This window comes from Roseateles sp. AC306 (assembly GCF_979253795.1).
In genome coordinates this window covers 196,725-209,673 of sequence record NZ_CEEDEB010000001.1, presented here as the reverse complement: position 1 = coordinate 209,673, position 12,949 = coordinate 196,725, and the positions used below count along the sequence as shown (strand labels likewise).

The 12,949-nt window shown below is 67.8% G+C and carries 11 protein-coding genes; 4 read left to right on the top strand and 7 right to left on the bottom strand.

Annotated features, from left to right (window positions below; all coding sequences use genetic code 11):
* The first annotated feature begins 6 nt into the window (after positions 1-6).
* On the top strand, positions 7-708 hold the full coding sequence (locus AC0IZJ_RS00880; protein WP_471845683.1) for an ABC transporter permease: 702 nt from the start codon (positions 7-9) through the stop codon (positions 706-708).
* 7 nt (positions 709-715) lie between these two features.
* On the opposite strand, the gene AC0IZJ_RS00875 is transcribed toward AC0IZJ_RS00880, so the two are convergent.
* Together AC0IZJ_RS00875 and AC0IZJ_RS00870 are read right to left on the bottom strand one after the other, a co-directional pair.
* A complete protein-coding gene (locus tag AC0IZJ_RS00875; RefSeq protein WP_471845681.1) occupies positions 716-1,675 on the bottom strand; it encodes a glycosyltransferase in 960 nt (319 codons plus the stop codon).
* A complete protein-coding gene (locus AC0IZJ_RS00870; protein WP_471845679.1) occupies positions 1,672-2,652 on the bottom strand; it encodes a UDP-glucuronic acid decarboxylase family protein in 981 nt (326 codons plus the stop codon). Before AC0IZJ_RS00870 ends, AC0IZJ_RS00875 begins: the two co-directional genes overlap by 4 nt.
* A 190-nt stretch (positions 2,653-2,842) precedes the next feature.
* Between AC0IZJ_RS00870 and AC0IZJ_RS00865 the strand changes: the two genes are divergently transcribed.
* The 3 genes from AC0IZJ_RS00865 to AC0IZJ_RS00855 are packed head-to-tail and all read left to right on the top strand — an operon-like array spanning position 2,843 to position 7,861.
* A complete protein-coding gene (locus AC0IZJ_RS00865) occupies positions 2,843-3,955 on the top strand; it encodes a glycosyltransferase family 4 protein (protein ID WP_471845677.1) in 1,113 nt (370 codons plus the stop codon).
* Positions 3,952-6,171, top strand: a complete 2,220-nt coding sequence (locus AC0IZJ_RS00860; protein WP_471845675.1) for a GNAT family N-acetyltransferase — start codon at positions 3,952-3,954, stop codon at positions 6,169-6,171. The genes AC0IZJ_RS00865 and AC0IZJ_RS00860 overlap by 4 nt, the downstream gene beginning before the upstream one ends.
* Positions 6,172-6,190: 19 nt before the next feature.
* A complete protein-coding gene (locus AC0IZJ_RS00855; RefSeq protein WP_471845673.1) occupies positions 6,191-7,861 on the top strand; it encodes an asparagine synthetase B family protein in 1,671 nt (556 codons plus the stop codon).
* A 22-nt stretch (positions 7,862-7,883) separates the two neighbouring features.
* On the opposite strand, the gene AC0IZJ_RS00850 is transcribed toward AC0IZJ_RS00855, so the two are convergent.
* The 5 genes from AC0IZJ_RS00850 to AC0IZJ_RS00830 are packed head-to-tail and all read right to left on the bottom strand — an operon-like array spanning position 7,884 to position 12,946.
* Complete coding sequence (locus AC0IZJ_RS00850; protein ID WP_471845671.1) at positions 7,884-9,728, bottom strand: hypothetical protein; 1,845 nt, start codon at positions 9,726-9,728, stop codon at positions 7,884-7,886.
* Positions 9,728-10,153 carry a GtrA family protein gene (locus tag AC0IZJ_RS00845; protein WP_471845669.1) on the bottom strand — a complete coding sequence of 142 codons (426 nt, stop codon included), beginning with the start codon at positions 10,151-10,153 and terminating at the stop codon, positions 9,728-9,730. The genes AC0IZJ_RS00850 and AC0IZJ_RS00845 overlap by 1 nt, the downstream gene beginning before the upstream one ends.
* Positions 10,153-10,998, bottom strand: coding sequence for a glycosyltransferase family 2 protein (locus AC0IZJ_RS00840; RefSeq protein WP_471845667.1), 846 nt, complete (start codon positions 10,996-10,998; stop codon positions 10,153-10,155). Before AC0IZJ_RS00840 ends, AC0IZJ_RS00845 begins: the two co-directional genes overlap by 1 nt.
* Positions 10,995-11,957 (bottom strand): NAD-dependent epimerase/dehydratase family protein, encoded by a 963-nt coding sequence (locus AC0IZJ_RS00835; protein ID WP_471845665.1) that lies wholly within the window; start codon positions 11,955-11,957, stop codon positions 10,995-10,997. Before AC0IZJ_RS00835 ends, AC0IZJ_RS00840 begins: the two co-directional genes overlap by 4 nt.
* Positions 11,957-12,946: a glycosyltransferase gene (locus tag AC0IZJ_RS00830; RefSeq protein WP_471845663.1), complete on the bottom strand. Its 990-nt coding sequence runs from the start codon at positions 12,944-12,946 to the stop codon at positions 11,957-11,959. Before AC0IZJ_RS00830 ends, AC0IZJ_RS00835 begins: the two co-directional genes overlap by 1 nt.
* Positions 12,947-12,949 lie beyond the last annotated feature (3 nt).

Below are 12,949 nucleotides of genomic sequence, written 5' to 3'. Positions count from 1 at the left end.
CGCGCTATGTCGAATTCACGTCGCCTGCCGTTATTTGCACTTTGCCTGTGCCTGACAGCCGTTTTCAGTGCCGCCCGGGCAGATTCGGTCGACGCCGAGTCCGGCTGCGGCGACCTCGCCAACCCGGTCTATGGCCCGTTCGACTACCGGAGAGCGAACAAGCAGCAGCGCGATCTGGTCGAGAACGCCCACTTCACGCGCGGTGTCGAGACCCTGACCCGGACGAAGACGGGCACCTTTGGTTGGGACATCGGCTACACCTTGCGCGCCTTCCCCAACCACCACCGGGCCCTGCTGACGATGCAGCGCCTGGTGGCAAGCCAGAAGCGCAACCCATCCCAGGACGCGGTGTACACCATCGAGTGCTACTACGAGCGCGCGCTGCGCTTCCGGCCCGATGATCATGTGGTGCGACTGCTGTACGCCAACTTCCTGATCGAAGGCGGGAAGAGCGATGACGCCACCAAGCAGCTTGACTATGTGAGCCAGGCAGCAGCGGACAGCCCCTTCACCCAGTTCAACGTCGGCATGCTGTACTTCGACATGAAGAACTACGACCGGGCACTGGAGCAGGCCCACAAGGCGGCGGCGCTGGGCTTTCCTCGGCCTGATCTGCGCGACCGCCTGAGCAAGATCGGCCGCTGGGCCGAGCCGCCTTCAGAACCAGCTCCCGCTGCCTCAGCCGCTGCAGCCGCTTCGGCGCCCTGACCCGCGCTCAAGCGCCGGACAGTCGCCTGCTCAGCGCCTTGGCGGCGGCTGGCCACAGGCTCACGACCCAGGGGCGCCGGCGCAGCACTTCGACATAGTTGGACAACGCCACGGCCGGATCGCCCAGCACGAGGTGGGCGTACCCGTATTGGATGATGAGATGGTCCAGGTGGCGGCGCATGACGCCCGCGTCGAGCGCATCGCCACCGAGCGGGTCGGTCAGGCCCCAGCGGCCCAGCGCCTGCTCGATGACCACACGCTCGTCGTTCACCGGTCGCGCCTTGCGCGAAACCGAACCCTGCACGACACGGTAGTAGGCGCCGATGCAGTCCAGCTTGTCGACCTTGGCCAGACGCGAGGCGCGCAGCCAGTAGTCGTAGTCATCCCCGTTGTAGAGGTTGATGTCGAAGTCGCCCAGGGAGCGAACCAGGCTGGCCCGCATCATCACGGTGGTCGTCAGCAGATGGCATTCCAGCAGCAGCCGCGTGTACATCCAGCCCGACCGGTCGGCCACCACGCCCACGCCTGGGCGTGGCACCGGCGAAACCTCGGGGATGCGAAAGACGCCGTCGGCATCCGCCGGCCACACATGCCAGCGGGTGAAGACCGTGCCGACGTCGGGGTGGGCGCGCAGATGCGCGATCTGGGCGCCGAGCTTGCCGGGCAGCCAGATGTCATCAGCGTCCAGGAAGGCCACGAACTCTCCGCGCACCGCAGCCAGCCCCGCATTGCGCGCCTTGGGCGGGCCGGCGTTGGCTTGGTCAATGACGCGGATGCGATCACCGTAGCCGCGCAGCACGTCGAGGGTGTTGTCCTTGGAGCCGTCGTTGACGACGACGATCTCGACCTCCGGATAGTCCTGGGCCAGCACGCTGTCGATGGCCTCGGCGACGTAGGCCGCCGCGTTGTAGGCCGGGATGATGACCGAGGCAAGTCCCGGGACGGGCTCCGGGCGGGCCGAGGTCAAGCCTTGGCCTCCTCGGCGCTGGCGGAGAGCTTCTTGTCGAAATACTCGATGGTGCGGCGCAGACCTTCGTCGAGCTGGGTGCTAGGCGCCCATCCGCCGAGCTTGGCGTGCGCCAGCGTCAGGTCGGGCTGGCGCTGCATCGGGTCGTCACTGGGGAGGGGGCGGTACACGATCTGGGATGCCGAGCCGACCAGCGCGATGACCTTCTGGGCCAGTTGGAGCATCGTGAACTCGCCGGGGTTGCCGATGTTGACCGGGCCGGTGAAGTCGTCGCCCGTGTTCATCAGCCGGATCATGGCTTCGATCAGGTCGTCCACGTAGCAGAAGGAACGGGTCTGCGAGCCGTCCCCGTAGATCGTGATGTCCTGGCCCTTGAGGGCCTGCACGATGAAGTTGGACACGACGCGGCCGTCGTTCGGGTGCATGCGCGGGCCGTAGGTGTTGAAGATGCGCGCCACCTTGATGCGCAGCTGGTGCTGGCGGTGGTAGTCGAAAAACAGGGTTTCGGCGCAACGCTTGCCTTCGTCATAGCAGGAGCGGATGCCGATGGGGTTGACGTGGCCCCAGTAGTCTTCGGTCTGCGGATGGATCTTGGGGTCGCCATAGACCTCGCTGGTCGACGACTGCAGGATCTTGGCCTTCACGCGCTTGGCCAGGCCAAGCATGTTGATGGCGCCATGCACGCTGGTCTTGGTGGTCTGGACGGGGTCAAACTGGTAGTGCACCGGCGAGGCGGGGCAGGCCAGGTTGTAGATCTCGTCCACCTCGACGTAGAGCGGGAAGGTCACGTCGTGACGCATCAGCTCGAAGTGCGGATTCGGCAGCAGATGGGCGATGTTGGCCTTTGCGCCGGTGAAGTAGTTGTCCACGCACAGCACGTCGTGGCCCTGGCCCAGCAGCCGCTCGCACAGATGCGAGCCGAGAAAGCCGGCGCCTCCGGTAACCAGGATGCGCTTGCTCAAGCCAGTTGTCTTCATCTTGTGTCCTGTGTTTGGGCGGCCCGCTCGACGGTGTCGAAACAGGGCGCAGAAAGGTGGCGGATTCTAGTGCCCGCCCAGGGCGGCGCAGGCTGGCACAGGTGAGGCTGAGGCTACACTGCGCGCCGCCCGAGACACCCCCGTTTCGGGGTCGACAGCGGTGTTCACCCAGCGATATCGAGGATTGCGATTGAAGGTCGGATTGGTTGCGCGCTGCCTGAACACCCCGCACATCCGCGGCATGGGCCGCTACGTCTATGAACTGCTCGGCCAGTCGCGTGATGAAGCCGATCTGAGCTGGGTGCTGTTCGGCCAGGATGCCCGCCATCCGCTGACCCACCCGCCCCACCCGAGGCTGAAGGTGGACCTGTTCGAACAGCGCGGCGACCGCCTGCATCTGTGGGAGCAGTGGGGCCTGCCGCGCCGCGCCCGCGCCGAGGGCGTGGACGTGCTGCACTGCACCGAAGGTTCCATGACGTGGTGGCAACCGCTGCCCACTGTCATCACGCTGCACGATACGCTGATGTGGGAGGAATACCCGCCCGACGCGGTGTCGCGCTTCTACTGGGAGCGGCTGATGCCCGCGGCGCTGGCCAAGGCAGCCGCCGTGATCACGATCAGCGACTGCTCGCGCGACGACATCCTGGCCCGCTGGCCCGATCTGGCACCCAAGCTCACGGTCATCCCGCATGGCATAGACCCGGCCTATTTCAGTGCCGGGACCGCGCCGCTGCCGGCCGTGATGCAGACCGGCCTGGGCGGTTCGCCCTATGCGGTCTACCTCGGTGGGCCGCTGGCACGCAAGCGCTTCGGCTGGGCGCTCGAAGTGCTTGCGGCGCAGTCCGACCCAGGCCTCAAGCTCGTGGCCTGCGGCTTTGGCAGCAAGGGCGCCGAGCAGGCGGCCGCCGCCGTGCCGGCGGCGCTGAAGGATCGCGTGCTGTTCGCGCCATTCCTTTCTGACGCCGAATTGCTGGCGCTGTACAAGGGCGCCCGAGCCGTGCTCTACCCGACGCTTTACGAGGGTTTCGGCTTTCCCGCCGTTGAAGCGCAGGCGGCCGGCGTGCCGGTCATCTTCAGCCCGTTGGGCAGCCTGAAGGAACTGATCGGACCGCTGTCTACCGTGGTGCCTGCCGATGACCTGGCCGCCTGGGTGGCGGCACTGGAAGCCGCCGTCGAACTGCCCGAACACGCCCGCGCCGAGCTGGCACAGAAGGCGCGACGCTGGGCCGAGCGCTTTCAGTGGCGCGAGAGCTACGCCAGGCATGCGGAGGTGTACCGGCGCCTGATCGGGCGGCGCAAATGACTGACCCGCTGGATTGGCAGCTCGACAAGCTGGCACCGGATCAAGGGCTGGGCATGCACCGGGCCTCGTGGGATCGCCTCAATCAGCAGTTGATGAGTCGGCATGTGATGCTGGACAGCGACTTCATCGACTCGCTGCTGCGCTGTTTCGGACCAGGGGGCGTCTGGCTTGCCACGGCCCTTCGCGACGGCAAGCCGGTGGCCATGCTGCTGATTCGCCAGCACGCGCCGGGGCTGGGCGTCTGGGCGAGTTTCCTTCCGGCCCAGGCTCAGATCGGCCCCAGCCTCGTTTCGCCCGGCGTGAGCCTGCGCGGCCTGTTGGCCGTCTTACCCGGCTATGCGGGTGAGCTGGATATGCTCTGCAACGATCCTCGCTTCGGTGATCTGCGCAACCTGGGCGGACTGCCGCTGCAGAGCCTGCCGCATGCGCTGACGATGAGCGTCAGCCTGCATGGCAGCTTTGATGACTACTGGGCCCAGCGACCGCGCAAGCTGATCCAGAACATGCGCCGCTATCTGCGGCGCCTGCAGGCCGAACCCGGGGGGACCCAACTCAGGGTCATTTCGGCTCCCGAGGACGTTGGCGATGCAGTCGTCCGCTACGCAGCCCTCGAGAGCAGTGGCTGGAAGGGCCGTGAGGGCACGGCCGTGGGCAGCGACAACGTTCAAGGTCGCTTCTACGACGAGGTGATGCAGGCGTTTGCCGTGCGCGGCGAGGCCCTGGTCTATGAACTGTGGCTGGGCGAAGACCTGCTTGCCTCGCGCATGCTCCTGCTGCGCGACGGCATGGTGGTCATGCTGAAGACCTCCTTCCACGAGGCGTTTGAGCGTTTCGCACCGGGGCGCATCCTGCTGCTGCGTGTGCTGGAAGATCTTTTCGCGCGCACGCCGGGCGGCGTCGTCGAGTTCTACACCAATGCCGAGTCAGACCTGCTGGCCTGGTCGACCTCACAGCGCTGGATCAACCATGTCAGCGTCTACCGGCATGCCGGGCTGCGGACGCTGTTCGGGCTGTTGCGTCAAAGCAATCGCGGCTGGCCACATCGCCGCAGGCGCCGCCGGATGGACGCGGCCACCATGGCCCAGCGCAGCGGCGCCACGGTCGACACCCTCAGCCATCCGGCCGAACTACCCGATGACGCACTGGCGCTGATGCAGGAGCGCGAGCGGGACTACGTCGAGTTCGGCGCCGACTGGTTCAAGCTGCTGGTGGACGCGGTGTTCAAGGACACCCCGACGGTGCGCATCTATGTGTTGCGTCGGCAAGGCCAGGTGCTTGCCGTGCTACCCACGGTCACGCAGAACGGCTCGAATGGCCGCGAAGTGGCGGCTCTCGCCAACTACTACACGACGCTCTACTCACCCGTGCTTGCGGCCGGGTTGGCGGCCGAGGACCTGCTGCCTCTGACGCTGGCGCTGCGAGCGGCCAACCGGGGCATACCGACCTATCGCTTCGCGCCGCTTGACCCGGCTTCGAACGAGTTCGCGCTGCTGCGCGACGCACTGCGCCTGGCCGGTCTGCGACCCCATGCCTACTTCGCCTTTGGCAACTGGTACCTCCAGGCCGAAGGCGACTGGCAGCAATATCTGAAGCAGCGTAGCGGGCAGTTGCGCAGCACGATCAAGCGCATGACCAAGCGCTTGGCGGCCGAATCCGGGCGGCTGGAGATCATTTCCGACCCGGTCGACGCGGAGCGGGGCATCGCCGCCTACGAGGCCGTCTATGGCGCCAGTTGGAAAGTGCCTGAGCCCTTCGCGGAATTCATTCCCGGGCTGGTCCGTTTGTGCGCGCAGCGGGGCTGGCTGCGCCTGGGCGTGGCCTGGATCGGCGACCAGCCCATCGCTGCCCAGCTGTGGATCGTCCATGGTCGACGCGCTCACATCTACAAGGTCGCCTATGACGAGGCCTTCAAGGCCATCGCACCCGGCACGCTGGTGACGGCCTTGCTGCTGGAGCACGTGCTGGACCGGGACGGCGTGTCCGAAGTCGACTACCTGATCGGCGACGACGCCTACAAGAAAACCTGGATGAGCCACCGTCGCGAGCGCTTCGGCCTGGTCGCCTACGACCCGCTCACGCTGCGCGGCCTGCTGGGCCTGGCGCGCCAGGCGGTCGGTGAGGCCTGGCGTTCACTGCGCAGCCGCAGAACGCCTGTCGACAACGCGACGCCGGCTTCGCACAGCACCCCGGCGGCCGCTGACAATGCCGCCGCCTGACCCCGACATCCCCGCCACCATGCACGCCAACGCCCAGCCGCCCGACACTCCCTTCGCCTCAGGCTCGCCCCGCTTCACGGTGCCAGCCACCGACGGGCTCGCCGGCTGGCAGCAGGCGTATGCCGTCCACGGCCCGGCTTGCGCGGCCACGGTTGGCGGCGAGTTTGCAGTGGCGCTGGCCCTGCCCGGCGGCGGCAGCTACCTCGCCGTGGACCGCTTCGCGGTGCACAGCCTGTGCTACGCGGTGCGCGACGGGCAATTGCACTTTGCCACGCGCGCCGACGCGCTGGCCCGCCAGTTGGGGCAAACGGAGATCGACCCGCAGGCTGTCTTCGACTACCTCTTCCACCACTGCATCCCGTCGCCGCGCACCATCTACGCCGGCATCCGGCGCCTGCCGCCAGCCCATTACGCGCTGTTCGAGAACGGCCAGTTGACGGTCGCGCCCTACTGGACCGCCCGATTCGACGAGCAGCCCAGCCCCCGCTTCGAGCAGCTGCGCGACGAGTTCCGCGAGATCCTCCGCACGGCAGTGCGTGAGCGCCTGACGGGCGACGGCAAGACCGCCTGCTTCCTGAGCGGCGGCACCGACAGCTCGACAGTCGCCGGCCTGCTGCGCGAAGCCACCGGCCAGGCGCCGGCAAGCTATTCCATTGGCTTCGATTCCGAGGGCTATGACGAGATGGAGTACGCCCGCATCGCCGCCAAGGCCTTCGGCGCGGACCATCACGAGTATTACGTGACGCCGGCCGACCTGGTCGCCGCCATCCCCAGCGTCGCGGCCCACTACGACCAGCCCTTCGGCAACTCCTCGGCCGTGCCCGCCTTCTATTGCGCGCGCAAGGCGCATGACGACGGCTACACGCGCATCCTCGCCGGCGACGGCGGCGACGAGCTCTTCGGCGGCAACACGCGCTACGCCAAGGAGCGCGTCTTCCACGTCTACAGCCAGATCCCGTCGCCGTTGCGCACCGGCGTGCTGAACCCGCTGTTTGCCAACCCCGTCACTGGACGCATCCCGCTGCTGAAGAAGGGCACCAGCTACATCAAGCAGGCGCGCGTGCCCATGCCGGACCGCATGCAGAGCTACAACCTGCTCGATCGGCTCGGCATGGCCGACGTGCTGACGCCGGCCTTCCTCGCAGCCGTGGACACCGGCGCCCCGCGTGGACACCAGCGCGCCACCTGGGACAGCGGCCCGCACGACGCCAGCCTCGTCAACCAGATGCTGGCCTTCGACTGGCGCTACACGCTCGCCGAGAACGACCTGCCGAAGGTGGTGGGCACGACGGGCCTCGCCGGTATCGACGTGGGCTTCCCGCTGCTGGACACGCGGCTGCTGGACTTCTCGATGCGGCTGCCCACCAGCTACAAGCTCAAGGGCCTGAAGCTGCGCTGGTTCTTCAAGGAGGCGCTGCGGGGCTTCCTGCCGGACGAGATCCTGACCAAGAAGAAGCACGGCTTCGGCCTGCCCTTCGGGCCCTGGGCCGTGAAGGACGCGGCGCTGAACGCGTTGGCAGCAGAGTCGCTGCGCGGCATCGCGGCACGGGGCATCGTGCGCGCCGAGTTCGTCGAGAGCCTGCTGACCCAGCGCCTCAGGGAGCACGCCGGCTACTACGGCGAGATGGTCTGGATCCTGATGATGCTGGAGCAGTGGCTGCGCCGGCATGCGCCGGACTGGCGTCTCTGACGCCTGTCTGGCCAGCCGCCCCTCAGCTGGCCGGAGCTTTCGCAGGCATGCAGACCTGTGCATCGGCGGGCTGAACGACCGCGCCGGGCGCTGCGCCGCGCGGGCGCCACAGGCACAGCGTGATGGGCCTGGCGGTCTTGCCGCCAAACGCCGCCGAGCGCGACAAGCGAATGACCGCAGCGACTTCATGTGACGACCCGCCCAGCTTGGCAACCAGCGCCGGCTCCCAACCGGCAATCGTGCGCGGCCCGTCAGGCGAGCTGAAGATCCACGCCGACCGCAAGGCATCCGCCGCCAGCAGGCCCACCAGCCGCTCGGCCCAGCGCGGGCTGTCCGGATAGCCACCCACCAGCCAGGGCAATCCCAGCGGCCGTGCGCCCACCGCCAGCACGCGACCCGGGCCGTCGCCGGTGAAGTCGAGCAGCGCGTCGCCGGCGGCCAGGCCGGCCTGCTTCGCTGATGTCTGCAGGGCTACCAGGTCGGCATGCGTGACTGGGTCGACCAGCACTTCGCCGACGGGCGTCTGCACCGGCTGCGTCTGCGCCAGCAGGGAATCAGCCAGCCGGTAGGTGCCCTTCACGTCGATGACCGCATGAAGCTGGAACCACAGCGGCGTCAGGCAAAGACAGGCCAGGCCCAGGCCGACCGCAGGTCGGGGCAACAGGCCCGCTCGGCCGAGTCCGTCCAGTCGCGCCACCAGGGCCAGCACGACGAAAACGCCGGCGGCCTGGCTGTGCCAGAGCACCGAATTGCTGGTCCCGAAGGAAAACGCAAAGGGCTGCAGGAACAGCAGCATCCAGAGCGGCAGCTCGCGACGGATCTGGGGCGTCAACGCCACGCGGCCGGAAGAGAACCATTCGACCAACCCCAGGGCGAGGGCAGCGACCAGCGCCCAGGGCCACCAGCGGTAGGACAGCTCGGCATGACCCCACACGAATACAAGGCCCAGCAAGGCCGACACGACGACGTAGGGCAGCCATGCCGGCTTGCCGCGCTGGCTCGCGCGGCGCACACACCAGGTCCACGCCGCCAGGCCGATGGCGGCAACAGGCGCCCACGGGGCCAGGCGCTGAATGTCCCAGCGGAAGTCATTGAACATCCCGCCGAGCTTGCCGCCGTTGTCATAGGAAAAGAGGCTGACGCCGGCCTGCAGTGCCGCCATCCAGCCCGGATTCAGCCCGGTCATGATCGCCACCTGCAGACCCAGGCCGAGCACTGCCGCCAACACCCGCCCGCCGAGGCCGCGCAGCGTCCAGTCGCGGTTCACCCACAGGAGGTAGGCCACATGGATGAGCACGAGCACAACGCCGGTGCTGGCCTTGCAGAACCCGCACGCGCCGATGGCAAAACCGTAGCCGAACGCACACGCGAGAGCCGTTCGCAGGTGCGGCGCCGTCAAGCTGCGCATCAGCAGCACCGTGGACAGCATGGCGGCACACAGGCTGATCAGGTTGTACGAAGGCGCGCGCAACGTGGTGAACACGCCGAAGTAGTACATGCCGCCCACGGCACCGAGCAGCGCATAGACACCCGCCGGCAGGCCGCCGGCCGCCGGCTCCCGGCCCCAGAACTGGCGCCGCATTTCCAGCCCCAGCAAGGCGCCCACGCCCAGCAGAGGCAGCAGGGACAGCAGGCGCATCGCCACCAGGTTCTGGCCGAGCCAGCGCGTCGGTGCCTCCAGAAAGGCGCCGAAGAGCGTGAAGGTCGCGCTGAACTCGCGCCAGTGCAGCGCATTCAACACGTAGAAGGCTTCGTCGGTGTATTCGAAGCCGCGCCCGCTCATGGCGCCGTAGATCAGCAATTGCGTCGCCAGCAGCGCCGCCGCCGGCCAGGCCCAGGCGCCCAGCGTCGAACGATTGGAATTCATCACCCTCCCCCTGTGTCACGCCGTTCAGGTGCACGCTGGCCGCCGAAGACGAAGAAGCGCTGCAGCAGGAAGCCTGCTGCGACGTTGAACGGCAGGGCCAGGGCTCCGGCGGTGAAGGGCTCGAAGCCCCAGCGCACGAACACCCAGATCACACCGACATTGAACAGATAGACCAGCACCCAACTCGCGACGAAGCGGCCGAAGAGGGAGTTCTGGGCGTTCTTGAACACGAACCGGCCCTGGGTCTTGAAGCTCAGACAGATACCGGCGATCAACGAGATCAGGCTGGCTACCGGATAGCTGCAGCCCAGCGCGAGGGCCAAGGCATAGACGGCGTAGGAGAAGCCAGTGTTGGCAACGCCGACGACGACATAGCGCACGAAGGCATGCCGCCACATGGACTGGAGGAAGGCAGGCTGGGCCATCAAAGCACGAAGCGGTACACCAACGCCCGCAACCAGGTGTTGAGCCGCGCCCGCGCCGTGCCCCAGAAGACGTCGAGGCCGGTCAAGCCCAGGGCCGGCTGGGCGGCGTGCTTCCTGACGAAGCCCGCGTAGTCCAGGTGCTGGCGCCGCCCGATGGCGACGCTCCAGGATCCCGCACCGATGCGGAAGGCCGAGGTGATGCTGCCGGTGTCGTAGGCGTCGCCATGGCAGAGCGCGCGGAACCAGAAGTCGAGGTCGACCAGATAGGGGTAGGTCGCGTCATAGCTGCCCAGCGCGCGGGCCAGTTCCAGGCGCATGAGGCCATTGCCCGGCTCGCCCAGCAGGTTGCCGCCGGAGCGCACGCAGCGTCGCGCTGCCTCGGATGCCGGCACGCGCCGGGCCACGCTGCCGTAGCGCCTCACCATCAATGTGCTGCCGTCTGGCCGAACGATGCGGCGCGCGCCGAACACCATGGCGATGCTCTGCGCGGTGTCCGCCTCCAGCGCAGCCACCTGGGCGCGCAGCGAGCCGGGCTCCAGCAGGTCGTCATGCGGCAGCAGCTTGTAGTAGGTCCCACGGGCCAGCTCCAGGCAGCGATTCCAGTTGCCCTGCGGGCCGAGGTTCACGGGGTTGCGCAGGTAGTGGACCCGCAGGTCAGCGCAGGCCGCGACGACCGCGGCTGTGTCGTCTGGCGATTGGTCGTCCACCACCCAGACCTCGATGGCCGAGTAATCCTGGGACAACACCGACGCCAGCGTCGCCGCCAGCGTGCCCGCGCCCTTGTAGGTCGGAATGCAGATGGAGACCAGCGGCTCGGCTGGCGGGATCGCGGACGTGGCGTTCATGAGGGCTGCGGCTGGTGGCGGAACGCGGCGGTGCGTTCCGCTTCGAGAACCTGATGGATGCCGATGTGCAGGCTGCGGCAGTTCAGATGCGGCTGCCCGGCAGGCTCGTCGGAGCGAAAACGGATGCAGCGCAAGTACAGCGGCGACAGACTGTTGACCGACGTGACGAGGCGGACCGGCCGACGCGACACGCGGCGGAACACGCCCACCAGTTGAGCGATGCTGGTGGCCTGCTCGGCAGCAATGATTTTGACCACAACGTCCCCCGGGCGGCCGTGCAGGTCGCGCAGGGCCGCCAGCGTGCGCTCGGCGGCATCGTCCGCAAAGATGTAGTCGCGGATCGTGTCGAGCGGCACGTAGATGTGCACCACCTCGTTGGCCACGATGCGGCGCGCCATCTGGCTGATCAACCCCTGAGCCTTGTCACGCGACTGGCCGACGCCGTAAAGCGTGGAGTAGCGCGCGATAAGGACCGACCAGCCGGGCCGGCCCTGGATGGCGGCTCGGAACCGCTCCTCCTGCTGGAGCTTGTGCGACGCATAGGTTGTGCCCGGTGCGACCTCACTGGCTTCGCTGATGCATTCGGCTCGCGACTGGCCGTAAACGGCGCCGGCGGAACTGGCCAGTACCAGACAGCCAGGCATCCCCTGCAAGACCGGCTCAGCCCGCAGCCGCGCCAGCAGCAGATCGAGAGCCTGCGATTCAATGGTGAGATGAGCCGCATCACTGGACATCGAGCCCACGCCCGCCGCCCAGACCAGCAGCCAGCGCTGGGCCTTTTCAGCCTCGTGCACGAAGCCCGCGACTTCGCGGTCCAGCTGGGCGGCGAGCACATCGTTGTGGCCCCAGGCCAGGCGCTCCTCGACGCGATGCAGGGCCGCGCCGCTGTGCCCGAGTGCCCGCACCAGGGCACTGCCGAGCAGCCCCCCGGCGCCGATCACCCAGGCCGCCTCGCGCATCACTCGGGGCGAGGCCGCGTCGGCTTGCTACTGACCACGTAGAGCGGTCGGCCCATCGCGATGCCCATCGTGACGGCCAGGTACTCGGCAATCACGCCCAGGGCCATCAGCATCGTGCCGCTGAAGAACGACACGACGATGACGAGCGACGCCCAGCCCTGGACCTGGATGTCACCCATCAGCTTGCTGATGACCACCCACAGCGTCAGCGCCAACGCCGCCAGCACCGACAGGCCACCGGCCATCGTGATGAGCCGCAACGGCCGGGTGCCGCTGGTCAGCACCAGTGCCCAGAAATGGGCCAGCAGCTTCCACGCCGAATAGCCCGACGGCCGGTCGGCCTCCGCGCGCACATGCACCGGGCAATGGCCGACGCGGCCGGTCATCCAGGACAGGCCGACGTCCAGGTACACGCCATAGCCGCAATAGGCCGCCAGCGAGCGGCCAACCTCGCCGTCGATCAGGCGAAAGCTGTTGAAACGCCCCATGGCCGCATTGCCCAGCAGGCGTGTGCTGATGGCCTTCGCAGTCCGGCTCATCAGATTGCGAAGCGTGCCGTGGGGCGGCGGATTCGTCGGCTGGGCGTAGACCAGTTGGAGGCGGCCGGCGAGGGCCATGTCCAGCATGCGTGGCAGGTCGGCAGGATTCTGCTGACCGTCCTCGTCCAGCGTCGCGATCCAGTCACCGACGGCACCGGCGATGCCCGCCAGCGTCGCCGCGTGCTGGCCGAAATTGCGCGACAGCCAGACGGGGCGCACCTCCGGATGCTCGCGGGTGAGGGCTTCGATGGCCAGGTCGGAGCGGTCAGGCCCGCAGTCGTGCACCAGCAGGATCTCGCAGATCCGGAAAGCGACCCCCGTGGGCGTGCGGCCGATCTGCGTCAGCGGCAGCAGCTCACCGATCAGCGTCGGCAGGCTGTCCGCACCGCGATAGACCGGGATCACCACCGAGACGCGCAAGGCGTCCGGCACCGCAACCGGTTCACTCATACA